Annotated in this window: 21 protein-coding genes; 7 read left to right on the top strand and 14 right to left on the bottom strand. The window is 35.9% G+C overall.

What is annotated here, in order from left to right; translation table 11 throughout:
- Window positions 1–3: 3 nt before the first annotated feature.
- The gene (gene dprA, locus Q1A60_RS03815; RefSeq protein ID WP_299761626.1) at window positions 4–1,107 is read left to right on the top strand and encodes a DNA-processing protein DprA; all 1,104 of its coding nucleotides are present in this window, start codon (window positions 4–6) and stop codon (window positions 1,105–1,107) included.
- A gap of 42 nt (window positions 1,108–1,149) precedes the next feature.
- Here the strand turns inward: dprA and Q1A60_RS03810 are convergent, their stop codons facing one another.
- The 8 genes from Q1A60_RS03810 to Q1A60_RS03775 form a co-directional block, all read right to left on the bottom strand.
- The gene (locus tag Q1A60_RS03810) at window positions 1,150–3,591 is read right to left on the bottom strand and encodes a T9SS type A sorting domain-containing protein (protein ID WP_299761623.1); all 2,442 of its coding nucleotides are present in this window, start codon (window positions 3,589–3,591) and stop codon (window positions 1,150–1,152) included.
- A gap of 141 nt (window positions 3,592–3,732) precedes the next feature.
- Window positions 3,733–5,889, bottom strand: coding sequence for a prolyl oligopeptidase family serine peptidase (locus Q1A60_RS03805; protein ID WP_299761620.1), 2,157 nt, complete (start codon window positions 5,887–5,889; stop codon window positions 3,733–3,735).
- A gap of 146 nt (window positions 5,890–6,035) precedes the next feature.
- Window positions 6,036–6,413 carry a DoxX family membrane protein gene (locus tag Q1A60_RS03800; protein ID WP_299761617.1) on the bottom strand — a complete coding sequence of 126 codons (378 nt, stop codon included), beginning with the start codon at window positions 6,411–6,413 and terminating at the stop codon, window positions 6,036–6,038.
- 103 nt (window positions 6,414–6,516) lie between these two features.
- Window positions 6,517–7,140: a CatA-like O-acetyltransferase gene (locus Q1A60_RS03795; RefSeq protein WP_299761614.1), complete on the bottom strand. Its 624-nt coding sequence runs from the start codon at window positions 7,138–7,140 to the stop codon at window positions 6,517–6,519.
- 85 nt (window positions 7,141–7,225) lie between these two features.
- Complete coding sequence (locus tag Q1A60_RS03790) at window positions 7,226–8,215, bottom strand: aspartate-semialdehyde dehydrogenase (RefSeq protein WP_299761611.1); 990 nt, start codon at window positions 8,213–8,215, stop codon at window positions 7,226–7,228.
- Between the two features lie 208 nt (window positions 8,216–8,423).
- Window positions 8,424–8,828 (bottom strand): large conductance mechanosensitive channel protein MscL, encoded by a 405-nt coding sequence (gene mscL / locus Q1A60_RS03785; protein ID WP_299761608.1) that lies wholly within the window; start codon window positions 8,826–8,828, stop codon window positions 8,424–8,426.
- 84 nt (window positions 8,829–8,912) lie between these two features.
- Complete coding sequence (gene alr / locus Q1A60_RS03780) at window positions 8,913–10,010, bottom strand: alanine racemase (RefSeq protein ID WP_299761605.1); 1,098 nt, start codon at window positions 10,008–10,010, stop codon at window positions 8,913–8,915.
- 6 nt (window positions 10,011–10,016) lie between these two features.
- On the bottom strand, window positions 10,017–10,673 hold the full coding sequence (locus Q1A60_RS03775; protein WP_299761602.1) for a thymidine kinase: 657 nt from the start codon (window positions 10,671–10,673) through the stop codon (window positions 10,017–10,019).
- A 102-nt stretch (window positions 10,674–10,775) separates the two neighbouring features.
- Between Q1A60_RS03775 and Q1A60_RS03770 the strand changes: the two genes are divergently transcribed.
- The 4 genes from Q1A60_RS03770 (at window position 10,776) to Q1A60_RS03755 (ending at window position 13,354) form a co-directional block, all read left to right on the top strand.
- Complete coding sequence (locus Q1A60_RS03770; RefSeq protein ID WP_299761598.1) at window positions 10,776–11,636, top strand: hypothetical protein; 861 nt, start codon at window positions 10,776–10,778, stop codon at window positions 11,634–11,636.
- Between the two features lie 11 nt (window positions 11,637–11,647).
- A complete protein-coding gene (locus Q1A60_RS03765; RefSeq protein ID WP_299761595.1) occupies window positions 11,648–12,013 on the top strand; it encodes a DoxX family protein in 366 nt (121 codons plus the stop codon).
- The gene (gene rsmI, locus Q1A60_RS03760) at window positions 12,006–12,686 is read left to right on the top strand and encodes a 16S rRNA (cytidine(1402)-2'-O)-methyltransferase (RefSeq protein WP_299761592.1); all 681 of its coding nucleotides are present in this window, start codon (window positions 12,006–12,008) and stop codon (window positions 12,684–12,686) included. Before Q1A60_RS03765 ends, rsmI begins: the two co-directional genes overlap by 8 nt.
- 92 nt (window positions 12,687–12,778) lie before the next feature.
- Window positions 12,779–13,354, top strand: coding sequence for a uracil-DNA glycosylase family protein (locus tag Q1A60_RS03755; protein WP_299761590.1), 576 nt, complete (start codon window positions 12,779–12,781; stop codon window positions 13,352–13,354).
- A 7-nt stretch (window positions 13,355–13,361) separates the two neighbouring features.
- Here the strand turns inward: Q1A60_RS03755 and Q1A60_RS03750 are convergent, their stop codons facing one another.
- The 4 genes from Q1A60_RS03750 to gdhA form a co-directional block, all read right to left on the bottom strand.
- Window positions 13,362–15,782 (bottom strand): TonB-dependent receptor, encoded by a 2,421-nt coding sequence (locus tag Q1A60_RS03750; RefSeq protein WP_299761587.1) that lies wholly within the window; start codon window positions 15,780–15,782, stop codon window positions 13,362–13,364.
- Complete coding sequence (gene recO / locus Q1A60_RS03745) at window positions 15,783–16,502, bottom strand: DNA repair protein RecO (RefSeq protein ID WP_299761584.1); 720 nt, start codon at window positions 16,500–16,502, stop codon at window positions 15,783–15,785.
- Window positions 16,502–18,778, bottom strand: a complete 2,277-nt coding sequence (locus tag Q1A60_RS03740; RefSeq protein ID WP_299761581.1) for a two-component regulator propeller domain-containing protein — start codon at window positions 18,776–18,778, stop codon at window positions 16,502–16,504. Before Q1A60_RS03740 ends, recO begins: the two co-directional genes overlap by 1 nt.
- Window positions 18,779–18,941: 163 nt before the next feature.
- Window positions 18,942–20,285, bottom strand: coding sequence for an NADP-specific glutamate dehydrogenase (gene gdhA, locus Q1A60_RS03735; protein ID WP_299761578.1), 1,344 nt, complete (start codon window positions 20,283–20,285; stop codon window positions 18,942–18,944).
- 217 nt (window positions 20,286–20,502) lie between these two features.
- On the opposite strand from gdhA, the gene Q1A60_RS03730 reads away from it, so the two are divergent.
- Window positions 20,503–21,327 carry a glutamate dehydrogenase gene (locus Q1A60_RS03730; protein WP_299761575.1) on the top strand — a complete coding sequence of 275 codons (825 nt, stop codon included), beginning with the start codon at window positions 20,503–20,505 and terminating at the stop codon, window positions 21,325–21,327.
- Window positions 21,328–21,420: 93 nt separating this feature from the next.
- Here the strand turns inward: Q1A60_RS03730 and Q1A60_RS03725 are convergent, their stop codons facing one another.
- Window positions 21,421–22,560, bottom strand: a complete 1,140-nt coding sequence (locus Q1A60_RS03725) for a cystathionine gamma-synthase (protein ID WP_299761572.1) — start codon at window positions 22,558–22,560, stop codon at window positions 21,421–21,423.
- Between the two features lie 414 nt (window positions 22,561–22,974).
- On the opposite strand from Q1A60_RS03725, the gene Q1A60_RS03720 reads away from it, so the two are divergent.
- Complete coding sequence (locus tag Q1A60_RS03720) at window positions 22,975–26,367, top strand: T9SS type A sorting domain-containing protein (RefSeq protein ID WP_299761569.1); 3,393 nt, start codon at window positions 22,975–22,977, stop codon at window positions 26,365–26,367.
- 157 nt (window positions 26,368–26,524) lie between these two features.
- Here Q1A60_RS03720 and Q1A60_RS03715 read toward each other — a convergent pair whose 3' ends face one another.
- Window positions 26,525–26,983, bottom strand: a complete 459-nt coding sequence (locus Q1A60_RS03715) for a DinB family protein (protein WP_299761566.1) — start codon at window positions 26,981–26,983, stop codon at window positions 26,525–26,527.
- Between the last annotated feature and the right edge of the window lie 13 nt (window positions 26,984–26,996).

Below are 26,996 nucleotides of genomic sequence, written 5' to 3'. Positions count from 1 at the left end.
TATATGGCTGAAAACGAATTCCTTTCTTTACTTACACTCCAACATATTCCACATTTAGGAGATGGTAGTATTAAAAAGCTTATTCAACATTTTGGAAGTGCCGAAGCCGTTTTACAGCAAAAAAAAGAACACCTTTTGAAAGTAGAAGGGATAGGAGAACATAAACTTCAATCGTTTTGGGATGAAAAGCATTCCGCTTTCGCGAAAGCAGAATTAGAACACCTACAAACACATAAGATTCACTATAGTTGTTACACAGACAATGACTATCCTCAGCGACTAAAACATTGTATAGATGGTCCTGTTGTGCTATTTCAAAAAGGAAATATAAAATTGGAGCAACGCAAAATAATTAGCATTGTTGGAACACGAAAAATTACGTCTTATGGAACTGCTTTTGTCGAAAAACTCATAGAAGAGATTGCCCCATTCAATCCTATTATTGTATCTGGATTTGCGTATGGTGTAGATATCACGGCGCATAAAGCTGCTTTAAAAAACAACCTTCAAACCATTGGCGTTTTAGCTCACGGGCTTGATAAAATGTATCCCAAAACACATAGTAAATATGTAAAAGATGTAGAAAAGAACGGTGGTTTTATGACCGATTTTTGGACATCAGATTCGTTTGTACACACTAATTTTTTACAACGTAATCGTATTATAGCAGGACTTAGTGAAGCTACTATTGTTATTGAAAGCGCCGCAAAAGGAGGTTCGCTAGTCACCACAGATTTTGCCAATGGATATCATCGTGATGTCTTTGCGGTTCCCGGAAGAGCAACAGACCCATTGAGTATAGGGTGTAATAATTTGATTAAACAACATAAAGCACACGTTCTTACGTCAGCGGCAGATATTGCATATATTCTTAATTGGAAGTTAGAAGAAGAAGCGCCATTGCCTGTACAGAAAAAGCTTTTTGTGACCTTAGAAGAAGATGAAAAATTGATTTGGAGTTTTCTGAAAAAGCATGGAAAAGAAGAATTAGATATCATTGCTTTACACTGTAAAATGCCAACCCATAAAATCGCAGGCATCCTCCTCACCATGGAATTGAAAGGAGTGATACGTCCTTTGCCGGGTAAGTTGTTTGAGGTGATGTAGATTATAAATTAAGAATGGTTTTTCTATTTATAACTGCTCATACTATTTCTTTATTACTTTAGTTTGCCAAAGTTGCTTATTCGTATCTTTCATAGTAACTAAATATAGGCCAGGCTGTAAAAAGCTAATATTTATACTAGTAATACCTTCATTATTTATGTTATGATATACTTCTTGACCAATAACATTATATACATTTATCTCTTGTATTAACATTCTTGAATCAATACTTATTGGACCAGTAGTAGGGTTAGGGTATAATAATGATTCTTTAGGTGGATTGTCATTATCTGGAACACTTAATACAGTTGAGTTTTCATACCATCGAAATCTTCCAGATGATACAAAAATGTCTATATCAGTATCACCATCCATATCGGCAACGTGTAGTCCACGACCCGCTGCTTCAGAAATAGCAATAATTTGTTGAGGACCAAAGTTTCCTTGTCCATCCAAATTTTCGTAATAAGCAATTGTATCATCACCTTGTGAAGTAGAAATAACATCTTGATCGCCATCTAAATCAAGATCCGCAGAGATTACTCGGTTTGGAAAATCAGTTTCTGTTGTAATAATATTTGGGTTACTAAAATTTCCAAGTCCATCTGTGTTTTCATACCAAGCAACCATATTATCACCTGCAGAGACTGAGAGCACATCCATATCTCCATCCCCATCTATATCTGAAGAGTGTACTGACCAAACAAAGTCTGCATTTTGAAAAATCATGGTAATAGGTCCAAAATTTCCTTGACCATCTGTATTTTCAAACCAAGCTAGTTTATCATCAAAAGGAGATGCTGCTAATATATCCATATCTCCATCTCCATCCAGATCTGAAACAAAAACATCTCGTACAGATTCCATATCAGTAGTTAATATTTGTGGGAAATCAAACGTTCCTTGTCCATCTATATTTTCATACCACTCAACTTTGTCATCAGTGCTTGATGCGGACACTACATCCATATCCCCATCTCCATCCAAATCACAAGCTAAAACATCAGAAGCGCCTTCTGCATTAAGAGTTATTATATTATCTAGTCCAAAGTTTCCTTGTCCATCTATATTCTGATACCACGCTACTTTATCTTCAAAAGGATTTGCGTAAAGTATATCCTTGTCTCCATCTCCATCAATATCTGAAGCAAAAACAGCTCTCCCTCCCTCAAAGAATGGTGATATGATGCGCTGGACTTCGATATCTCCGTCTCCATTTGCATTTTCAAACCAAGACAAAAGATTATTTGTTCCACTTAAAATATCAGTATCTCCATCTCCATCAATATCATCTGCAAAAATCTGATTAGTCCCTGGTGGAAAAAAACTCCTAAAACTACCAAATGTTCCTTGTCCATCGAGATTTTCATTCCAAGCAAAAAGGGTAAAATCAGTACTACCCCACATGACATCCATATCTCCATCGTTATCAAGATCATTTACAAAAATATTATTTGGATATAAGTCAGGATTATCTCCATCTTCAATGATCTGTGGCGACCCAAATGCCCCTTGATTATCTATGTTTTCATACCATACTACGTTCCTGTCATCAGTACTAGCTATAACGATGTCTAATCTATTATCGCTATTAATATCGCTAACATATACTTCACTGTCTATATTATTACCATTATCAGCAATAAAATTTGCAATGAAACTTTCTGAACCATCATTTTCATGCCATGTCACACCACTAGCGGCACTACTTACAACATCGATATCTCCATCCTGATCAATATCTACAGTAAAGAGAAAATCAGGCATGAAGATTGTCGTTGTAACAATTACTTGATAAGACCCAAATGTTCCTTGTCCATTTAAATTTTCAAACCATCTGATATAATGATCTCCTGTATAGTTTCCACTTGCAATTATAACATCTGAATCCCCATCACTGTCAATATCTTCAGCTTGAATTGCAGCCGAAAAGCTAGCATCTCCAAGTTCTCCTATATAAGTTTGAGGTCCAAAATTTCCATTGCCATCCAAGTGTTCGTACCAGACTACATCTCCTTGCAAGGCTACAATGTCTAGAAAATTATCTCCATTTATATCAATAATTTGAAAATGTTCACCAGTGTCTGGGGCAATGATTTGTTGTGCGCTAAAATCGCCTAAACCATTTAAATTTTCGAACCAAACAATATTATTAAAACCACCAGAGATAATATCTAAATCTCCGTCATTATCCAGATCTTTAGCAAAAACGGTAAGAAATTGGCTTTGATTTGGTTCTTCAGCAATTAATTTTGGTAAACCAAATTCAATTCTATCATTAATGTTTTTGAACCAAATGAGGTGATCTAAGGAAACAAATATAACATCTTGATCTTCATCTCCATCTACGTCAGCTGTTATAAAGTCAGTGGGCGCTTGAAATCCCGAAAAGTTTCCTGCTCTGCGTTCTTCAAAAGAAATTTGACTATAAGATAAAGGGCAAATCAATAAGAAAATTATTACGTAAAGTATTTTCTTTTTCATGTTTTCAAGATTGTTTTTTGATTTAAAAACATTTGTAACTGTTGAGAATCATTTAATATAATTATAATCTTGACTTTTCCTAAAAAAGCTCAAATTAATAAATCTGAGCCTTTTCTATTTTCTAATAGACAATAAATATAATTACCCTTTTATCTTCCCAGGTAATACTTTATAACCCATATTATATAATGTAAACCCATAAATATCGGCATACTGTTCTATGGTTTTACTTACAGGGGTTCCTGCGCCATGACCAGCATCGGTTTCAATACGGATAAGTGTAGGCGCACTTCCAGCTTGTTTTGCTTGTAATTCGGCAGCAAATTTAAAGGAATGTGCAGGGACTACACGGTCATCATGATCACCTGTCGTGACAAGTGTTGCTGGATAGGATACTCCTTCTTTTACATTATGTACAGGAGAATATCCTTTTAGGTATTCAAACATTTCTTTGCTATCTTCTGCAGTGCCATAATCATAAGCCCATCCTGCACCTGCAGTAAAGGTATGATATCTAAGCATATCCATTACTCCTACAGCTGGCAATGCTACTTTCATAAGATCTGGACGTTGCGTCATCGTTGCTCCTACGAGAAGTCCTCCATTAGATCCTCCGCGTATGGCTAAGAAATCACTAGAGGTGTATTTTTCAGCTATAAGATACTCGGCTGCTGCGATAAAGTCGTCAAATACATTTTGCTTTTGCATTTTTGTTCCTGCATCATGCCATTCTTTACCATACTCACCGCCACCTCGTAAATTAGGAACCGCATAGACACCTCCTTGTTCCATCCATACTGCATTTGCAATACTAAAACCAGGTGTAAGACTTATATTAAAACCTCCATAACCATACAATATAGTTGGATTTTTACCATTGAGCTCGATTCCTTTTTTATGGGTGATAATCATTGGCACTTTTGTACCATCTTTAGAAGTATAAAAGACCTGTTTACTTTCGTAAGCATCTGGATTAAAGTCAATATCTGGTTTTCTAAATAATTCTGAAGCTCCACTTTTTATATCATATTTATAAATGCTTCCAGGCGTCTTATAATTACTAAAGCTATAATAGAGTTCTGTTTCTTCTTTTTTAGCACCAAAACCACCTACAGATCCTACACCAGGTAATGTGACTTCACGAATGAGTTTTCCGTCATAATCATATTGCATTACTTTAGAAACAGCATCTACCATATAGCTTGCAAAAATAGTTCCTCCACCAGTACTGGCACTTAATACATTTTTTGTTTCAGGAATAACATCTATCCAGTTTTCAGGACGTGGGTCGCTGGCATCTACAGTTACTACACGTTGGTTAGGTGCATTAAGATTTGTAGATAAAATAAGTTTTGATCCTACATTAGTAATAAGATAGGTATCACTATCGGTGTGATCAAGAATAGTAACCAGATCACTATTCGGTTTTGTAAGATCTTTTAGGTATAATTTATTTCCAGAAGTACTTACTCTAGGACTAATCAATAAATAACGATTGTCTCGAGAAACGCTTCCGTAGATATAGCGGTGTTTTTCTTCTGGAGTTCCTCCATAAATAAGAGCATCTTCAGATTGGGGCGTTCCAAGTTTATGATAATATACTTTATGTTGATCTGTTTTGGCAGAAAGTTCACTTCCTTTAGGCTTATCATAACTTGAGTAGTAAAAACCTTCATTTTTATACCAACTCATCCCTGAAAACTTAATATCTACCAAGGTATCTTCTACAATTTTTTTAGACTCCGTATCCATGATCAGGATTTTTCGCCAATCACTTCCTCCTTCAGAAATACTGTATGCAAGTGTACTTCCATCTTCAGAAAAACTTGTTCCTCCCAAAGAAATAGTTCCATCTTCGGCAAAGGTATTTGGATTTAAAAATATAGTAGCTGTTTCTGGATCTTCACCCGTTTTATAACGGTAGATGACATACTGATTTTGTAATCCATCATTTTTATAGAAATAGGTATACTCTCCTTCTTTGAAAGGAGATCCTATTTTTTCATAATTCCATAATTTTTCAAGTCTTTCTTTAAGTTGTGCTCTAAAAGGGATCGTATCTAGATATCCATAGGTTACCTGATTTTGACGTTTTACCCAATCTTCAGTTTCTGAACTACGATCATCTTCCAGCCAGCGATACGGATCTGGCACATCTGTTCCAAAATAGGTGTCTACGGTATCAGCTTTTTTGGTTTTTGTATAGGTCACTGCAATAGAATTTTCTATAGATTTTACATCATTTTGACAAGCAAATAGCATGCTACTCGCAAAGGCTAAAAAAAGAACTTTTTTCATATGGATGGAGAATATTATTGAAAGAGTGAAGATAGGGATTTGTTCGCTTTCACGAAAGTGAAGTTTATACTGAGTTCGTCGAAGTACGAAAGCATAAAAAACCCCACCTAAAATAGGCAGGGTTTTAGAGTATATATGAAATGTACTTATTGTACGAGATGTCTGTAATTATTCCAATTTTTATAAATGAAATAGATATTTACAATGGCCACTAATAGTGCAGGTCCTATATTTGGTGGGTCTAAAACAGCATGAAAAAGAACTACATTAACAGAGATGGGTATTAATGCTAATAATGCTGCTGGAAATGCTTTTTTAGTAATAAAAAGAATTCCGACAATAGCTTCTAAGCCTCCAACTAATGGCCACATATATCCACTATCTGTAAATGCTTGGAATAAATTTGCTGCACCTACATTTTCTCCAAATTCAAAGTCTGGCATAAACCAGAAGAATTTATTAAGTCCAAAGGCAAGGAGCATAAGTCCGAGTCCGATTCTAATAATTGTGTTTACTATTTTCATGAGTTTGTTTGTTTTGGTTATTATAGCGACTTAGACGCAAGAGCATTCCATCGATTACAAAATACTTCTAAAAAATTGTCAATTTACCCTTTAATTATTTTATTTATGCGTTAAGCAGATTTTGGAAAATGGTTATAAAACGGCTTATATGAAGGGCATCAACAAGAGCGTGATGAACATATACAGCTAAAGACATTGTCTTTTTTTCATCAGCATCCATTACCTTTCCAAAAGATATTTTGGGTTCACTTCCTCTCGATTTAAACATTCTAGCGTGGGTAATGGAGCTAAAATTAAGCCAAGGAATCGCAGAATAATGAATAACATTGTCAGGATTATTGGGTGGAAAAAGCATATCACTTTGTTGAATACGGTCTATTTCTTTTTGTATTGATTTTGAAAAGGTGTCAAAATCTTCTGCATAAGGAATATCACTAAAAGCAAATGTTTCATTAGATCGCATGATGGTTGCCGAGGCTCCAATATGATCATATAGAACTACTTGGTTGTCTGGAGTGATACGGTATCTGAAATTTTCTATTTGATTAGAAGCCAATACACATTTATGTAAGTAATAGGAAAAGAATGAATATCCTTTTTCTTTTGCTACGCGCATGGCTCTGGTTACATCTATAGAAACCGTTACTCCATAGAAAGGCTCTTCAAATTGATTAAAAAATTCGAAGTGTTGTTTGCGTTTCCATGTAGAAAGATCGATTGTTTTCACAGAAAATATTTTTACTAATAGCCAATGTACTAAAAAGAAAAACCTCCACAAGGGAGGCTTTCTATTTATAGTAAGGATGATTATTTTATACTAATTTATTTTCTACCAAATATTCTCCAATCTGAACAGCATTTGTGGCCGCTCCTTTACGAAGGTTGTCAGAGACAATCCACATATTAAGTGAGTTTTCTTGTGAGTGATCACGGCGTATACGTCCTACAAAAACATCGTTTTTGCCCTCGGCATAAATAGGCATCGGGTAGGTATTTGTATCTGGATTATCCTGTACAGTAACCCCATCTGTCTCACTAAGTAACTTGCGAAGCTCCGTAAGGTCATACTCATTTTGAAATTCTAAATTAACAGACTCACTATGTCCACCTACTACAGGAATACGCACAGCAGTTGCTGTAACAGCAATCGTACGATCATCTAATATTTTTTGAGTTTCATTAACAAGTTTCAATTCTTCTTTAGTGTATCCATTTTCTTGGAAAACATCACAAGCAGGAATCGCATTACGATGAATAGGGTATGGGTACGCCATTTCTCCTTTCTCTCCTGCATATTCATTCTCTAATTGCTGCACAGCTTTTACACCCGTTCCAGTAATAGATTGATAGGTAGATACCACGAGTCTTTTAATGCCATATTTTTTATGTAGTGGTGCTAGAGCCAATACCATTTGTATCGTAGAGCAATTAGGATTTGCAATAATCTTATCGTCTTTAGTTAACGCATTTGCATTAATTTCAGGAACTACTAATTTTTTTGTTTGGTCCATTCGCCATGCAGAAGAGTTATCTATAACTGTTGTTCCGACTTCAGCAAATTTTGGAGCATATTCAAGAGACGTGTCTCCTCCAGCAGAAAAAATAGCAATATCTGGTTTGGCAACAATAGCATCTTCCATAGAAGATATAGTGTACTTCTTCTGTTTATATGTTACCTGTTTACCTACAGATCGTTCTGAAGCAACAGGGATTAATTCTGTGATTGGAAAATTACGTTCTGCAAGCACTTGCAACATCACTTGGCCTACCATTCCGGTAGCACCTACTACGGCTACTCTCATGAGAATATGAATATTTTTAAATTAAAACCCCAAATTTAGGGAGATGAACTTGATTTATAGACGTTAAAACAAATAAAAAAAGGATAATGTTTTAAGGATACACAAAAGAGTCGGAAAATGTATAATTACTAACAAAAAAACTGCCTTAGCTAGATTACTAAGGCAGTTTACAGTTAAAAATATGTACTGTAGCGGTGGCTACGTATGTTTATTTTTTAAGAGAATCTCTGATTTCAGTCAATAAATCAATTTCAGATGGTCCAGCAGGAGCAGCCTCTTCAGCAGGTTTTTTCGTTTTGTTATACGCTTTTACAAGTAAAAACATTACAAAACCTATTACGATTAAACTAATTATAGTATCAATCCATGCACCATATTCAACTGCTGCAACACCAGCTTCTTTTGCAGCTGCAACGGTTTTATACTCTACATCTCCAGGAGTCCAAAATTTATCAGAGAAGCTTACGCCTCCTGTTACTAGACCAATTAGAGGCATAGCAATTTTAGAAACGAATCCGTTAATCACAGCTCCTATTGCTCCAGCCATAATAACCGCAACTGCAAAATCAATCACGTTTCCGGTCATGATAAAATTCTTAAATTCTTTTAACATTTTAATTTGGTTTAAAGGTTAATGAGTCTCTAAGGTACTAAAAAAACAAATTCAATTAACAAAGCTTTAAGAATATCAAAGCCGCTATCGAAGAACGACACGTTTTACCCGTTGAGATACCGCTGTAAGGAGTTCATATGAGATAGAATGAATCCTAGCAGACACATCAACTGCTGAGGCTTCTTCTCCAAAAATAATCACATCATCTCCTTCTTTACAATCAATACCTGTGATATTCACCATAAGCATATCCATACATACGTTTCCTATTATGGGAGCTTTTTCACCTTGTATTGTGACATATCCTTTACCGTTACCATAAGCTCTAGAAATACCATCGGCATGTCCTATAGGGATTGTAGCCGTTTTTTCGTAATGCGTTGCTTTATAAGCGCGATTATAGCCTACAGTTTCTCCTGGTTCAATCCTATGTATTTGTGAAATGACTGATTTAAGTGAAGCAACAGGACGTAAATTCTGATCTTCTTCAAGTGTATTTCCATACCCATATAATCCTATGCCTGTACGTACCATGTCAAATTGTGCTTCTGGATAATTAATAATGGCTGAGGTGTTACTCTGATGTAAGAAAGGTGTATACGCTAATGCATTTAGAAGCGTTTTTGCTATTTTAGTAAAACTAGCAATTTGGTTTTGAGTAAACGTCTTCTCTTCTAGATCTTCACTGGCAGCCAAATGAGAAAAAATAGACGCTACTTTAATAGTTTCAGTTTCTGTAAGACGTTCTAGGACCCAAGCGGTATCACTTTCCCAGAACCCTAAACGATTAAGACCGGTGTTAAATTTTAAATGAACAGGATAATGTTTCTGTTTATGCGCTTTCGCGAAAGCGGAAAATTCTTTAAAAACACGGGCACTATATAAACTAGGCTCAAGGCAATTTTCAATAACCGTCTTGAAATTGTCAGGTTGTGGATGGAGTACTAAAATAGGGATTTGTACTCCCGCTTTACGCAATACTTCTCCTTCATGTGCGTAAGCCACAGCAAAATAATCGATTCCTAATTCTTCTAGAAATAGTGCCACTTCACTCGCATCACTACCGTAACCAAAAGCTTTTACAACGCCCATCATCTTTACCCCTTCAGAAAGCTTAGACCTAAGGTAGGTATAGTTATGCTTTAAGGCATTGAGATTTATTTCTAGACGGGTGATCCCCATAAGAGACTATTTATCGGTGTTTGTATCGGGTATTTTTTCTACAGGAACTTCAGTAGGATCAGTTACCTCCATTTTTTTGAGACGATCTCGTAGCATAGCCTTGTAATAAGCACCTCTACTTAAGGGTTCATATTCTTCGGTTTCTCCTAAAAGGACAATATTGTCATTTTGCGCTTTTCTGTAACTATATTGAGCTAAGTTACCTGTACGTGTACATACGGCATGTACTTTAGTAACATACTCTGCAGTAGCCATAAGGGCTGGCATGGGACCAAATGGGTTTCCTTTAAAATCCATATCTAATCCTGCAATAATGACTCTAATGCCTCTGTTAGCAAGGTCGTTACATACTTTTACAATCTCGTCATCAAAAAATTGAGCTTCATCAATTCCGATTACATCACAATCATCTGCTAAAATTGGAATATTTGCAGCGGCGGGAACAGGTGTAGAACGTATTTCGTTAGCATCATGGGACACTACCATTTCTTCGTCATAGCGAGTATCTACAGCAGGTTTAAAGATTTCTACTTTTTGTTTTGCAAACTGGGCACGTTTGAGCCTTCGGATGAGTTCTTCTGTTTTACCAGAGAACATAGATCCGCAAATTACTTCAATCCAACCGAATTGCTCCTTATGATTTACTGTGTTTTCGAGAAACATTTTGTACTTTTCAAGACCAAAACGTCATTTTTGACGTTTGGTTTTAGATCAGGGTAAATTTATCAAAAAAGAGACGTAATCAACGTTAAGTATTCGAAAGTTATGAAGAAATCTATTAAAGCAGAATTAATAAGTCTCGCACACAAAATATTACAACTTAAAGATGATACTTCATATGCGCAAATGACAGAGCAATCTAGAGCGCTTTATGAGAAATTAATGGTGTTATCTTATGCAGAAAAGCTTGAAAAATCAGGACAACCTACCATAGGACTTTCTAAAATTGAAGCAAGTATCGATGCAATACCTGAAGTAGAGGTAACGGAGCCTATCGTAGAAGAAATAATAGAAACCCCTGTCGAAGAAAAAGTAGTGGCGCCAGAACCAATCCCTGAAACTCCAAGAGCTAAAACTCCTGCAGAAATTGTTGCCGAAAATGAAGCGCGTTTTGCTGAGGCAAGAGCAAATGATAGACATCGACCTGATGGGACTGTTTTTAATCAAGATGATCCTGTACATGAGCCCGTTATTGAAAAAATTAAAGATATGGTGGCCGAAATGCCTCCAGAAGCCTCTGTGATAGATGAGTTAGTAGAGTCTATAGCGCCTCAAGATCGTTATCAAAAAAATGATATGTTAGAAATAGGAGGGGAGTTTGCCCAGATGCCTATTTTTGACCCTGTAGCAGTTGTAGAAGAAGACGTAGCGCCCAAAAATCTTAATGACAAACTTAAGAGTGGCCTTAAAATAGGTCTTAATGATAAACTTGCTTTTATAAAACATCTCTTCCAAGGAAGTGATGCAGACTATAATAGAGTATTATCGCAACTAAGTACGTTTAGTTCACTGGAAGAAGCAAAACAATTTATATATCAAATGGTAAAACCAGATTATGATTCTTGGGATGGAAAAGAAGAATATGAAGAGCGTTTTATACAAATCATTGAGAGTAAATTTAATTAATGATATAAATAATGAAGGTTCAAAAAATCAGCTATTGGATCGCCACGATTATTACCTGTGGTGTTTTCACGTTTTCTGCTCAGATGTATTTTAGAAATACAGCGATGGTCGAAGGGTTTTTTGAAGCACTTCAGTATCCTTCCTACATTGTGATTCCTTTGGCTATTGCTAAAGTGTTAGGAATTGCCATGGTTTTATGGCGGGGTATTCCATGGCTAACAGAATGGGCATATGCGGGATTCTTTTTTGATGCAGTGCTCGCTTTTGCAGCACATATTCATGCAGATGATGGAGGCTACATGTTTTCACTACTAGTATTAATTTTCTTACCGATATCGTATTTCTTAGGAAAAAGAGTACGACCTATGTATGACTGAAAGTAGCAAACTATACCTAGTTCCAACACCTATTGGAAATCTAGAAGATATTACATTACGAGCCATTCGTGTATTAAAAGAAGTGGACTTTATTCTTGCAGAAGATACGCGTACAAGTGGTAAATTATTAAAGCATTTAGGAATTTCAACGCAAATGATGAGTCATCATATGCATAATGAGCATAAAACAGTAGAAGGTCTTGTTAAAAGATTACAAGCAGGAGAGACGATGGCGCTGATAAGCGATGCAGGAACTCCAGCTATTTCTGATCCAGGATTTCTATTAACGAGAGCCTGTGTAGAAGCAGGTATTACAGTAGACTGCCTCCCTGGAGCAACTGCATTTGTACCCGCATTAGTAAATAGCGGACTCCCAAATGATAAGTTTGTTTTTGAAGGATTTTTACCTGTAAAAAAAGGGCGACAAACCCGTCTTCTGTTATTAGCTAAAGAAACGAGAACGATTATTTTTTATGAGTCTCCACATAAATTAGTGAAGACACTAGGACATTTTGCTGAATTTTTTGGAGAAGATCGTCAAGTGTCAGTTTCTAGGGAAATTACTAAACTTCATGAAGAAACAATACGAGGTACCGTTACTGAGGTTTTAGCGCATTACACAAAAAAACCACCTAAAGGAGAGATTGTGATTGTACTCGCTGGAAAAAAATAGAGCAAACTCAAAAAAAGTACAATTAACATTCCTTTTCTAGTAGTATGTCTTGTTGTTAATCTAGTTATAATTGTAGTTTAATATGATCTATTATGGAAACACTTCTTACTAAAATACGAGCTTGCGGGATATGTGCTGCACATTTACCTTTAGGGCCCAACCCTATTGTGACGGCTCACCCAGATGCGCGAGTTATTATAATTGGGCAGGCTCCTGGGACAAAAGTGCATAAAACATCTATTCCTTGGGACGATCCTAGTGGTAGACAATTACGTAAATGGTTAGATTGTGATTCAGAAGTATTTTACGATCCAACAAAGGTTTCTTTAGTGCCTATGGGATTTTGTTATCCCGGAAAAGGAAAGACAGGAGATTTGCCACCAAGACCAGAATGTGCTCCAGAATGGCATGAACAGTTACTTGCTAAAATGCCTAATATCCAACTTATCATTCTTATAGGTATGTATGCTCAAAAGTACTATTTGAAAAATACAGCAAAAAAGACATTGACAGAGACGGTGAGAAATCATGAAGAATATGCTCCTAAGATTATTCCGTTGCCACATCCTTCGCCTCGCAACAGGTTTTGGCTCACAAAAAACCCTTGGTTTGATGTAGAAGTAGTGCCTAAACTTCAGTCCGCTTTCGCGAAAGCGATCTCAGAATAATTTCCTTTTAAAAAGAATACTTAGCTGCAAGAATCAGATTACGTCCTGCTGCCGAAATTCCAGACGCATATGTTCTATAACGTTGGTCTGTAATGTTTTCTAAGTTTGCAGTAAAATTCCATTGTTTGTTAAGTTGGTACTGGCTAGAGAGATTAAGAGTATACCATCTTGGAGCAAAAGGATTTCCATTTGCATCTACCGCAAAAAGTTCTGGACTATCACTTACTTCTGGAGATAAATCGTCAAAATTTAAAGCCCCATTATAGTTTACAAAAGCATTCAATGTCCATTTGTCTTTTTTCCAAATAAGATGTGTATTTCCAAAGGTAGGAGCAACATGTCTTACAGGAAGTAACGATCCGTCTTCTTCTTCTTGTTCTCCTCTGGTAATATTAAATTGAGAGGTCACACTAAGGTTATAAGGTAATTTAATGTCTATACCCGCTTCAAATCCCCATACCTGAGCAGTTCCTGCATTTTGGATGGCTTCTATATTAACGGTTTCACCTTCAAACTCTATTGTAGAAGAGCCATTGAGGGTGAAGTCTCTACGGACTAATGCATTTTCTAGTTGCGAGTAATATATATTAGCATCAAAAGTAACGACATTACTAAAGTTAAGAACCGTACCTATTTCTGCATTATAAGCATACTCTGCTTTTAAGTCAGGATTAGGGATTATAAGATCTCCGTCACCACTATCAAATACTTTTCCGATGTCGTCTATATTTGGTGCTCTAAAAGCAGTAGAAAGATTGGTTTTAAGCAATACCGTTTTAGAGATTTCGTAATTAAGGCCTGCACTTCCTGTAACATTCCCAAAATTAACGCGAGACTTTTCAAAAGGGAAATTAAAAAACTGATTGTTGCCTCTAAAATCTGTAAAAATAAATAGTTGATTATAACGTAATCCTGAGTTTAACTTTAGTTTTGAGCTAAGATCAAATTGTCCACTTGCATAGGCAGCAAGTGACTGCCATTCAGATCCGTCGGGATATCGAGTATCTGTAAGTTCAAATTGACCCGTTTCTATGTCAGTAATAGAACCGTTAGAGTTTATATAATTATAGACATATTCAACACCATAATTGAATTTAGTCTTTCTATTTTTTAATGTTTTTTCAAAGTCTAAAGCTCCAGAAAAAGCATTTACACGTTCCGTACGTGTACGAAGACCTGTTCTGCCAACACGTCTATCGTTTCTGCTTTCTTCAGAATTTTGAAAGGCGAGTGTACCTTGTACTCTATCATACAAAGGGCCATTACCTTCTTTATTTACTTGTAAACTGGTTAAAAACCATTTTTGGGGCCCATAAAACCATTGGGCTGATCGCAAATTGCCATCTTCGTCTCTTTGCGTAAGACGGTCATAACGATCATAATCTGATGTGTTTGCAAATGAAACATTAAAATTAAAGTCCCAAGTGTTATTAGGAACATATCGTATTTTTTGTAAGAGATTATAACTGCTATATCCTGTACTTACTTGCTTTAGGGGGTCATCATTTTGAACGACAACATCTTCCCCATCAATACGACGTATAAATTCGTTACGTAAAAAGGCATCAGGGCCATGATTCCCTTGTCTTTGATTTCCATAATCAGAGTAACTAGCACTGGTAAGAAATGCCCATTTTTGGGACCCTAGATTAAAATCTAAATGTCCTGTTTTTTCATTATTAGAGGTGCTGTAACGTGCAAGCGCATTTCCAGACACTTTAAACCCTAGTGTATCTGTTTTAGAAAGCTGAGGTTTTTTGGTATAAAAATTTAAAACACCACCTACAGCATCACTACCATATACAACAGACCCGGGGCCTAGAATCACTTCTGTTCTTTCTAAAGCAAAGGGGTCAATAGAGATAATATTTTGGACATTTCCTCCTCTAAAAATAGCGGTATTAAATCGTATACCATCTAGTGTAATAAGAAGGCGATTGGTAGAATATCCTCTTATGGATGGACTTCCACCTCCTAATTGACTTTTCTGAACAAATACTTGTCCGCTCGTTTGTAATAAATCTGCTGCTGTTTGTGGATTATATAATTCAATATCTTCTTTAGAAAAGCCAACGATTTTTTGAGGAATCTCGCTTTTTTTTTGTCCAAATTTTGATACAGATAATACAATTTCATCAAGATTGTTTTCTAGCTTTCTTAAGAAAACTTTATTTCCGTATGCAATTATTTGAGCTTTAGTGTGTATAGCTTGTTGATGAGCTACTTCTGAGAAGATGATTTTTTCTGCTTTCGCGAAAGCGGAAATATCTGCCTTACCATCAAAATCAGTAATCGTACTTATACTCTTATCTTCATTGTAAATAGCAACACTAATAATAGGTTCTCTTGTATCTATATCAAGAACAGTAATCTGTTGCGCTTGCGATGCTATTGATATAAATAAAAACAGAATAAATATGTGGCGCATTTAGGTAAAAATTGAATTAAGCACAGCGAGCGAGCGAGGCTTTTTAAAGCCGTGCAAATGTAGCTCATAATACTGTAATAACATAGTGAGGAAATCACTACGTTGCTTTTGGTTTAGCTTGATTTCAGATAGTGTATCAAATTTTATGCCTAATAGCTGTTTTAGAATTATTATTTGCGCTCCATTTTGACAATAAATATTGAGTTCTGAAGGCTCAAAGGTACCTTCTATAAGATTAAAATATTCATACGTAATATGGGTTTCATCAGGATAAAATCCAAGATATTGTGTGAGCTTTAATAAAAATAAGAGATGAAAATTTGCAATGGTGTCATGCGTGTCTAACCATATGATAGACGTTGTTAAATAATCAAATAAAGAGCTGTTTTCTTCTTCTTCAATAATGGTGTTACGCAACATATCTGAAATAAAGAAAACAAGAGCTGTTTTAGTGATGTCTGTATGTAGGTTTCTGTATTGATAGGCTACCTTTGCTTCTCGGATAGTTTCTAAGGTTCCTTTGTCTTTATGATTTGCTTCTATTTCTAGCTGCATTAAGGGTTGAAACATAGCTGTTCTGAGCTTCCCTTTTTTAGACTTTAAGATATTACGTAAAAGGTATGATTTTAGTCCGCTACTTTTTGTAAAGCATTTTACAATAAGATCTGCTTCACTGTATTTAAGAGCAGAGATAACAATTGCTTGTGTCGTAATAAGCATTATCGTATGATCATCAGTTTTGCAATCTGAGTTTCTAGTGCATCTGGACCTGTAATAAGGATAAGATAAACACCAGAAGCTACTCGGTGTCTTCCAAAAGCTCTCGTATCCCAAGTAATACTGCCTCCTACCGTATTTTCTTCATGAACAAGGTTTCCTGTAAGATCTGTAATTTTTACGTTGGTGCGGGCGGTAAGACCTCTTATAGTGACTTCTCCATTAAACGTTGGTCGTACAGGATTAGGGTATACCACAACGTCTTCTAAATCTTCTGCTGGACCCGTATTAGACCCATCAAAAGAAACAAGTCCTCGTAGGGTAGCAAAATATACGGTGCCTGATTCTGGATCTAATGCAATGTCTTGTACATTATTGGAGGGGAGGGGAGAATTATCTTCTGTAAAATGCTGCAGAGTCTCTTGCCCACTTGGAGAGAATAGAAAAACACCAGAATCTACCGTAGAGATCCACTTGTTATTAGCGCCATCTACCACAATCTCTGTTATAATTTGATCATTAAGTAATTCTTGAGCGATACCATCTTGTAGAATGATAATAGCGTTGGTAGATACATTAGGTTCTGTAAATATGGATGATGGTGAAAATAAAACACGAAGCCCTCTTCGAGTTCCAATCCATAAAGATCCGTTACGATCTATGGTGAGTGCTCTAACATCGTCACTAGGAAGGTTTGCAGCACCTTCTTCCCCAGCAATACGAGCAAAACTTCCCGTATTTGGATCATACCCTGCAACTCCTTGATTACTAGTTCCTATATAAATTCTTCCATCTCCTGCAATAGTTACATCATCAATACCATTTGCATCTTCTACCAGCGTAGGTAAATCGTTTAGGAAATTGACAGTACTAAACTGACCTGCTGGAGAAAGTCTAGAAAGAATATTAGGGACTCTAGAATTTGAAATCCATAAGTTCCCTTCTCTGTCAAAAGCAGATCCGTTAATTCTAACACTACTATTATTTGCTCCAATTCCTTCTAAAGGACTGTTGTTTTCATCAAACAGAACGGTAGGAACTTCTTCATTTATTTCAAGTAATCCAGCGCCAAAAGAACTTACAAAAACTTGACTTGTGTTTTGGGGATTAATCGCAATAAAAGAAAGATCTCTTGCTCCAAAAATACTATCCTCCGAAATATTATTCCATCCTAGTTCTGTGGTGAGATGACTTATACCTCTTCTTCTATTTCTTGGAGCGTATGAAACACTATATTCACCATATACAACCCATAATTCATTAGTAGATGCTGTTATATTGAATGGATTATTAAATAAAGGGCCATTGGGTAATATTTGCGATACTTCATTTCCATTTAAAGGAACTCTAATCACTCCAGAACCTAATGTTGAAATAAATAAAGAGCCATTTACAATAACAGAAGCACTATAAGGGTCCTCAAAATCTGGAATATTTGAAAAGGAGTTTATAAGCGTTCCAGCTGCATTATATATCGAAGCTGTATTTTCTGTAATGACACTTAACTCCACGCCATTTGCCTCAAGGTCTTCTATAGCTTCAGGTAGCTGTTGAAAAGGAGTAAAGTTTGTTCCTGTTGTAGATTGCAGTAATTGTGATCCATTTGCTACATATACAGTATTATCCAAAGAAGTAATGGCTTGAAAGGACCCATTGAGAACCGTAGACCAGTTATTAAAATCTATAATATTTGTATTGTTTACAATAGCTCTACGCACACCTCCTTCAGTACTGGAAGCATAAATATACTCATCAAGAATTGCCGTTTGTGTAATATCCAGTAATGAACCATTATCTCCAATAAAATAGGAATCGTCAAATTCTAATTGGCCTAAGTCATATAATGAAATACCAAATCCTGTAGAGATATATACAAATCCGTTAAATTCTGTAAAGTGATTTATTCTTTTTCTATCTGGAGGAATAGAAACCCTATTAAATATATCGACGACAGTAATTACGTTTTCACTATTCCCTACAATAACGTCTATAATTCCATTTTCATACCCAATAAGAAGTGTGTCAAAAGCTTCGCTATAATAAATGGAAGAAATTGTATTTCCAGAAAGGCCATTAATAGTTGATCTTGTTATGGTACTTCCATTAATGGTAGAAAATATAAAAACAGCATTTTCTGAAGCAGCATATACTCGTCCATTTCCGCTATCAATATCTCCTACAGAGGCAAAAGAAAAGTATCCTGTCCATTCATCAGAAAAATCTTGTGCATAGAGTGGTAGGGAAAACAGTACTAGTAAGAGTATATAGAGATGTTTCACGTATTTTTATTTCTTCTTTTAAAACCGTTCAAAAATACAATTATTGCCTTAGTCTTTAAATAAGATAGTGTGGTATTCTATTTTTTCGCTTAAAGCGAAAAAAGATTTAAAAAAAATAGGCGACATCTGTCGCCTATTTACTATCTATAATGGTATTGAATGTTTAAACAACACCTTGAGCCATCATTGCTTCTGCTACTTTTACAAAACCAGCAACATTAGCACCTTTTACATAGTCTACATACCCATCTTCTTGGGTTCCATATTCTACACAAGCTGCGTGGATATCTAACATGATATTATGAAGTTTTTCATCTACTTCTTTTGCTGTCCAGTTGTAACGCATACTGTTTTGAGACATTTCAAGACCAGAAGTGGCAACACCTCCTGCATTAGATGCTTTTCCTGGTGAGAAAAGGATTTTAGCATCTTGGAATGCTTCAATAGCTTCTGGTGTAGAAGGCATATTAGCTCCTTCTGCCACACAGATACATCCGTTTGCAATTAATGTTTTTGCAGCTTCGTGATCTAACTCATTTTGAGTTGCGCACGGAAGTGCAACATCACACGTAATACCCCAAGGCTTTTGCCCTTCGTGATATTCGGCAGATGGATATTTGTCTAAATATTCTTTGATTCTACCACGACGTTCATTTTTAATCTGCATAACGTATGCTAATTTCTCAGCATCAATTCCATCTTTATCGTATACAAAACCACTTGAGTCAGAAAGTGTAACGACTTTTCCTCCTAGTTGTGTTGCTTTTTCTGTAGCATATTGCGCTACATTTCCAGATCCAGAAATCACTACTGTTTTTCCTTCAAAAGATTCATTTCTTGTTTTAAGCATACTTTGAGCAAAGTATACATCTCCATATCCAGTAGCTTCAGGACGTATTAAAGATCCTCCGTATGACAATCCTTTTCCTGTAAGTACTCCTGTAAACTCATTGCGTAGTCTTTTATACTGACCAAACATATATCCTATCTCACGTCCTCCAACACCAATATCTCCAGCAGGGACATCTGTATTTGGTCCTATGTGACGAGATAACTCAGTCATAAAGCTTTGGCAAAAACGCATTACCTCTGCATCAGACTTTCCTTTTGGGTTAAAGTCAGACCCTCCTTTTCCACCTCCCATAGGAAGTGTTGTAAGGCTATTTTTAAACACTTGTTCAAAACCTAAAAACTTAAGAATACTTAAGTTTACTGAAGGGTGAAAACGTAACCCTCCTTTGTAAGGGCCTATTGCGCTATTAAATTCTACTCTATAGCCACGATTTACTTGGATTTCTCCACTGTCATCCGTCCAAGGAACTCTAAATATAATAGTGCGCTCTGGCTCTACCATGCGCTCTAATAATTTCTTACCTTGATATTTTGGGTTTGCTTCTATAAAAGGAATAACCGTTTCTGCAACCTCATGAACAGCTTGCATAAATTCGGGTTCATTCTGATTGCTTTTAGCAACATAATCGACAAAGTTTTTAATGCTGTCTGACATATCTTTTGAGTATTAGATAATTTTAATCTTAAAAATGCGTTTTTAATAGGATGCAAATATAGTGTATCCTGAAAATTGAGTCGTTTTTTTTTCGAAATTCGTAAAAATAATGTGTTTTTTTAGAAATTTACTTGTTTTTTGGAAACCTGATGGTTATAAAATTTCGCTGTTAACCTAGTTTTTATATATTTGTTGCTGTCTCAAATTACCTATTTTCATGAAAGCCAGATACCTACTCATGGCAATTATTTCATTTTGCTTTGCTCACCAGGAGCTTAAAGCGCAACTAGGCTTTTCCCATGAAGTCGGCGTTATCACTGGTCCCGTAGCATTTCAATCTGATTTCGGATTGCGTAATAACTTCGATACAAACCGTGGAAACATTGGTTTTGGTATCGGTATTGTACATTATTTAAACTTTGCATATAGAGCAGATTGTAACTGCTATTCTAGAGATACTTACTGGAATGATCACTTCAAAGTTAGAAACGAAATAGATTATCACGTCACAAATCTTGACCATTTTGGGGAAGAATCTGAAGATAATGATCTAGGAGGTTTACAACTTAGAGGACACAAAGGAAGAGCCAATGTTTTTGAAATTGGATCTCAATTGGAATATTTTCCAATGAGTATTCGAGATTTTACAGCAGGCGCTTATCGAGTTGCTCCTTATGTAAGTCTTGGTGTTCATTTTGTGTCTTTTGATCCTGAAGCAACTTCAGAATTAGGAGATATTCAAGGACAATTTATAAATCCTTTTAGTGGGGAACTAGCTCCCACGCTTTTTCCTGGTTTTGCCCAAGGAGAAGGGCAAAATAATAGCGGTATCGATGATAGGCCAGGTTCTACGTGGGCTATTACTTGGAGTGCAGGGATTCGATATAAATTAGCCCCACTCAGTGATTTAGTATTAGATGCTAGATGGCATTATTATACATCAAACTGGGTAGATGGATTAAATCCAGACCCAAGACCAGTAAACCGAGCCAATGATTGGATCTTCTGGTTAAATGTTGGATATATCTATTATTTAGAATAATTGTAGTATACGCTTTCGCGAAAGCGTATATAAAAAATAAAAAAACGGTTGCTATATTTAGCAACCGTTTTTTGTTATAATATTAAGATGTAATTAAGCTAATGCTTGCTTTATATCTGCTATAAGGTCATCTATATCTTCTATACCAACACTTAAGCGTATTAAAGAATCTTTCACTCCTGTTTTTTCTCGCGCTGCTTTTGGAATTGATGCATGTGTCATAGATGCAGGATGCCCAGCTAGAGATTCAATACCTCCTAAACTTTCTGCTAATGTAAAGACCTTTAACTTTTCTACTACCTTTACAGCACCTTCATAAGAATCTTCTTTTGTTGTAAATGAAACCATCCCTCCAAAATCATTCATTTGCTCTTTAGCTGTCTGATGATTAGGATGATCTTTAAATCCAGGCCAGTAAACTTTATCAACGTTAGGATGTGTTTTTAAAAAATGCGCAATCGCTTTTCCATTTTCACAATGACGTTGCATGCGTACATGCAATGTTTTTATACCTCTTAACGCAAGAAAACTATCTTGAGGTCCGCATATGGCACCACTAGCATTTTGAATAAAATATAATTTTTCAGCAAGTTTTTTGTCCTTTACAATAAGAGCACCCATCACAAGATCACTATGGCCTCCTATATATTTTGTAGCGCTGTGCATCACAATGTCGGCCCCTAAATCTAAAGGTTGCTGTAAATAAGGAGTGGCAAATGTATTATCTACAGCAAGCATGATATTGTGTTTTTTGGCTATAACTGAAGCTGCTTTAATGTCTATAATATTCATCATTGGATTTGTAGGTGTTTCAATCCAAATGAGTTTTGTTTTTTCAGTGATATGATTTTCTATAGCATGGGCATTTTCCATACCAATAAAATGAAATTTGATACCAAAGCCTTCAAATATCTTAGTAAATAATCGATAGGTACCTCCATATAAATCATTTGTAGAAATAACCTCATCTCCATGTTCTAAAAGTTTCAGAATAGCATCTATTGCTGCAAGACCAGAGCCAAACGCAAGACCATGCGTTCCGTTTTCTATACTCGCAAACGCATTTTCTAGTGCATTTCTAGTTGGATTATGTGTTCTACTATATTCGTATCCTTTATGACCTCCTGGAGTAGATTGAGCATATGTAGACGTTTGATATATAGGAGGCATTACAGCGTTATACGCTTTATCAGGTTTCTGACCTCCATGTATTGTTTTGGTATTGAATTTCATATATAATGTATTAAGAAAGCGAAGTTCATGACTTTCTTTTCATTCAAAAATACAATTAAACACCTCTATACACAAGACAACTATGTAGAGATAAGCAGTATAAAATCAAGATACTTTATCTAATTGTGAATTAATAAATTATACGCTTTCGCGAAAGCGTATTTAGTAAGGATCGTATTTTTCAAATTTGCGATGAAATTAATGGATACTTTGTTTTAACATATTTTGATATAAAAAATGGGGTAAACGCTTTTTCTATGTTAATATTGTGTCTTTTTCTTAAAACTTTATGTTTTATGACGATTAATAGATGTCACTCGTCGAAAATACGTTACATTTTTCTTAAAAAAGATTTAGAGTATTTATCTTTTAGGTCCGCATTTCTTGCGGTTTCACTTTAAAAATAAACCAAACATGAAAAAAATTACATTATTATTATGTCTTTTTGTCGTCGTTACGGCATTTGGGCAGACCCCTCTGACTTTGCAAGAGTACGCAAATGCAGGTCTTGAAAGAGGAGCAGTTGTACAAGGGCTTGAGGTTCAAACAGCTACTATTAATACCCTAGGGGCAAATGTCACTACATTTGATGATAGAGATGATTATCTGGCAAACTGTTCAGATGGAGCTTTTTTAACATCAGAAGACTTTACTGGAGGTCCTACAGCGCTTGTAGGGTGTGACGATGTTTTAAGTTCAGCTGGAGATACTTGTTATCCTGCCGGTGAATTAGCGGAAGGATTTGAAATTACAATAAGTACTCCAGGAAATGGTACTGTATATATTGATCCTGCCGATGGATTTGGTACATTAGATCCAGCAGTGGGTTCTAACACATTTACTGATTTTACAATTATAAACTTTACAGGAGATGACCCAGTAACTAGTGTTGGATTTGATCTATATTCTCTTTTAGGAGGCTCACCTGTAGATATAAGAGTGATTGGAGAAGCTGGTTTAATTGATACAGTAACTATAGATGCTACTGTTGGTCCTGTTTTTGTTGGGATTGTAGCAGTAGAGCCAATCGTAAGTTTAGAATTAGAAGATCTTTCAGGTGCTAATGTAGAGATTATTGCTCAGTTTTTATTTGGAAGTTGTGGGCCTTTAGAACTTAATGATGACCCAGAAACAGCTAGAAACTTAGTTGTAGGAGAAGTATTTGAAGATAATCCTGTTATTGCAGATAACACAGAAGCAACAGCAACAGTTATTGATGATCCTTCTTGTGGTAACTTTACTGAAGCAGATTTATGGTATAGCTTTGTAGTTCCAGATAGTGGATCTGTTTCTGTAGAATCTAGAGAAGATGACGGTTCTATTACAGATACAGCTTTAAGTATTTATGAAGGTGAGATAGGAGCATTAGTTGAAGTGGTTTGTAATGATGATGGTGGAGTTGGCTTATTCTCTTTAGCAGAAGTAGAAGGTAGAACTCCAGGAGAAGTACTATATGCGCGTGTATGGGAATGGAATGGAGGTTCTTTAGGAACTTTCCAGATGTCTGCATATGATACACCTCCACCTGCAAATGATGATCCAGAAGGAGCTATTCCTTTAATGGTTGGTTCTGTATTTACAGATTTTCCTGTAACCGCTTCTAATGTAAGTGCTACAGATACAGCCATAGATGATCCATCTTGTGGTAACTACGGTGGAGCTGATGTTTGGTTTACTGTTGAAGTACCTAGTACTGGACAAGTAAATATAGAAGCAGATACAGCTGGAGGTATTACTGATACTGGGATGGCTGTATATTCAGGAGAGATAGGAGCTCTTTTAGAAATAGCGTGTGATGATGACGGAGGGAATGGACTATTCTCTTTAGTGGCAATTGATGATCCAGCATTAGCAGGCATGACATTATTTGTTCGTGTTTGGGAATGGGGAGGCGGAGGCTTCGGTCCTTTCCAAGTAGCTGCTCATAGTGATTGTGCTGTAGATGCTGCAGAAATTGTAACTACTACAGGTGACACAGAAGTAAGTATCTGTACAGGTGATGGTAATCCAGACCCAATAGATGTTACTATTATAGGAGAAGGAATTGGAACAAATAATGGTTGGGTGATTACAGATAATGCTACTGGAGAAATTTTAGGATTACCAATGGCGCCTCCATTTGATCTTGAAGGAGTTTTCCCAGGAGTATGTGCAATATGGTATATCCGTTATGAAGATGGATTAATGGGTCTTGATATGGGATCTAATGTAGCAGATCTTGATGGTTGTTTTGACCTTTCTAATCCAATCTTAGTAGATAGAATTGATGAAGGAGGAATATGTGACGTGTGTGAATATACACTTGAAATGAATGATACATTTGGAGACGGATGGAATGGAGCAATTATGGATGTTCTTGTAGACGGTGTTGTTGTTTTAGATGACGTTTCTTTAGATGATGATCCTAATAATGATGGACTTCAAGGAATCCTCGGTATTCCAGTAAACTCTACAGCAGATATAACTACTGTATTTATAGATGGTGGTGGATTTCCAGGAGAAGTTTCATATAGAATTTTAGATGTAGACGGAAATGAAGTAGGAGCTGGTACAGCTGATCCTACAACAGATATCCCATCTGGAACGATTGCGGCTGATTGCCCAAGTTGTTTACAACCTGTTGATCTTGCTGTAGCCAATATTACAGCTATGAGTGCAGAATTGAGTTGGGTAGACCTTGATAATACGGTACCTATGAGTTATGATTTAGAATGGGGATTAGAAGGTTTTATGCCTGGTGATGGTACTTTAGAAGCTGGACTTACAATGACTACCTTTTTATTGGAAGGTCTTGATCCAGAAACATCGTATGATTTTTATGTAACTTCTAATTGTGGAGGTGATGATATCAGTGAGACTTCAGGGCCAGTTACATTCATGACTATGCCTACGTGTCCACCTCCGTTTGATTTAGCAGCAGGTAACTTCTTACCAGGATCTGTAGATTTATCTTGGTCTATGTCTGTAAATGCATTTGGATATAACTGGGAGATACAAGACGTAGGAGTTCCTCAAGGAGATCCAGGAGCTATTGCTACAGGAAACACACTTGTAGATACATTTGATACTGCAACTGGAGCATTTGTAGATGGAAACATGTACACATTCTATCTTCAAGCAGGATGTACTGCAGATGATTTTAGTACATACGTATCTATTGATTTCTTATATTTCTTACCACCAGCAAATGATGATTGTGAAAATGCAATCGAAGTTTTCTGTGATGATGTAATAACAGGAGACACAACAAATGCAGGAGATTCAGGATCTAACCCATCAGGGGATGTATTCTATACGTATGTAACTCCAGAAATTGCACAGACTGTAACGATTTCATTATGTGAGGGTACAGATTATGATTCATTATTAAGAGTATTTGATGATGAGTGTAACCTTGTAAATGAAATTGCAACAGATGATGATGGTTGTGGTACTTTACAATCAGAACTTTCATTTGTAGCAACTGTAGGAAATTCATATACAATTATGGTAGAAGGATTTGGAGCAAGCGTAGGTAACTTCACTATGGCAGTTACTTGTGAAGATGCTCTATCTGTAGATGATAATGTATTAGAAGGATTTAACTTCTATCCTAACCCTGCTCAAGATATGATTAATCTTAATGCTAGAACAGGAATTGAAAATGTAACATTATTTAACCTTGTAGGTCAGAAAGTACTTGAGCAAAAAGTAGGCGGACTATCTACATACCAACTAAATGTAAGCACTATGGCTAAAGGAACTTACTTAATGCAAGTAACTTCTGACGACGGTCAAACAGGAGTATACAGAGTTCTTAAAAACTAAGAACATGTTATCCTATTTTAAGTAATTACTATATAGTAGCTGCTTAAAAATTAGATATCAAAATGAAGAAAAACCCATCACTGTAAAGTGATGGGTTTTTTGATTCGATTATTTAGGAGGAGACACATATATAGCTACTTCCTCTCTTATAATTATTTTAAATAGCCTTAACTAAAGCCATTGCATATCCTAGATGTAATCCTTCATGAAAATTATTAAAAGCAATAGCATCTTCTACCTTGTGAAGTATTCCTTTACTAGTGCTTAATGTATAGGTTTTAAAAGAGGTAAAGATACCGTTGTTATAATCTTTTTCTAATTGTGTTATTGTAGAAAACAACAATGATTTTATTTCTTCTATTTCTTTTAACGTTGCAAATTTCTCAGGCTTAGTTCCTTTTCGGTAAAGATCAATAATGTGTTTAGGAACCTGAATATCTTCTCCAGATAAGCCATATACTAATAATTGTTGTGTAGCAATGCTATGCCCAATATTCCAAAGGATGTTATTATTATAACCTTCAGGAATTTTATTGAGTTGTTCGGGAGATAACTTTTCCATTAAATTGTGTAGTAATTGTCGGTTTTTTTGACAAATATCAAAGTCGTAAAGCATGGTGTGAAATTTT

Origin of the sequence: uncultured Dokdonia sp. (genome assembly GCF_947492535.1) — a bacterium.
Classification (GTDB): Bacteria; Bacteroidota; Bacteroidia; order Flavobacteriales; family Flavobacteriaceae; genus Dokdonia.
The sequence above is the reverse complement of the archived record's forward strand: the minus strand, read 5'-3'. Positions and strand labels throughout refer to the sequence as shown.

Bases quoted from the DNA above. Each gene is read 5' to 3' on its own strand.
- dprA (WP_299761626.1), top strand. From the start codon at position 4: ATGGCTGAAAACGAATTCCTTTCTTTACTTACACTCCAACATATTCCA.
- Q1A60_RS03810 (WP_299761623.1), bottom strand. From the start codon at position 3,591: ATGAAAAAGAAAATACTTTACGTAATAATTTTCTTATTGATTTGCCCT.
- Q1A60_RS03805 (WP_299761620.1), bottom strand. From the start codon at position 5,889: ATGAAAAAAGTTCTTTTTTTAGCCTTTGCGAGTAGCATGCTATTTGCT.
- Q1A60_RS03800 (WP_299761617.1), bottom strand. From the start codon at position 6,413: ATGAAAATAGTAAACACAATTATTAGAATCGGACTCGGACTTATGCTC.
- Q1A60_RS03790 (WP_299761611.1), bottom strand. From the start codon at position 8,215: ATGAGAGTAGCCGTAGTAGGTGCTACCGGAATGGTAGGCCAAGTGATG.
- mscL (WP_299761608.1), bottom strand. From the start codon at position 8,828: ATGTTAAAAGAATTTAAGAATTTTATCATGACCGGAAACGTGATTGAT.
- alr (WP_299761605.1), bottom strand. From the start codon at position 10,010: ATGGGGATCACCCGTCTAGAAATAAATCTCAATGCCTTAAAGCATAAC.
- Q1A60_RS03775 (WP_299761602.1), bottom strand. From the start codon at position 10,673: ATGTTTCTCGAAAACACAGTAAATCATAAGGAGCAATTCGGTTGGATT.
- Q1A60_RS03770 (WP_299761598.1), top strand. From the start codon at position 10,776: ATGAAGAAATCTATTAAAGCAGAATTAATAAGTCTCGCACACAAAATA.
- Q1A60_RS03765 (WP_299761595.1), top strand. From the start codon at position 11,648: ATGAAGGTTCAAAAAATCAGCTATTGGATCGCCACGATTATTACCTGT.
- rsmI (WP_299761592.1), top strand. From the start codon at position 12,006: ATGACTGAAAGTAGCAAACTATACCTAGTTCCAACACCTATTGGAAAT.
- Q1A60_RS03755 (WP_299761590.1), top strand. From the start codon at position 12,779: ATGGAAACACTTCTTACTAAAATACGAGCTTGCGGGATATGTGCTGCA.
- Q1A60_RS03750 (WP_299761587.1), bottom strand. From the start codon at position 15,782: ATGCGCCACATATTTATTCTGTTTTTATTTATATCAATAGCATCGCAA.
- recO (WP_299761584.1), bottom strand. From the start codon at position 16,502: ATGCTTATTACGACACAAGCAATTGTTATCTCTGCTCTTAAATACAGT.
- gdhA (WP_299761578.1), bottom strand. From the start codon at position 20,285: ATGTCAGACAGCATTAAAAACTTTGTCGATTATGTTGCTAAAAGCAAT.
- Q1A60_RS03730 (WP_299761575.1), top strand. From the start codon at position 20,503: ATGAAAGCCAGATACCTACTCATGGCAATTATTTCATTTTGCTTTGCT.
- Q1A60_RS03725 (WP_299761572.1), bottom strand. From the start codon at position 22,560: ATGAAATTCAATACCAAAACAATACATGGAGGTCAGAAACCTGATAAA.
- Q1A60_RS03720 (WP_299761569.1), top strand. From the start codon at position 22,975: ATGAAAAAAATTACATTATTATTATGTCTTTTTGTCGTCGTTACGGCA.
- Q1A60_RS03715 (WP_299761566.1), bottom strand. From the start codon at position 26,983: ATGCTTTACGACTTTGATATTTGTCAAAAAAACCGACAATTACTACAC.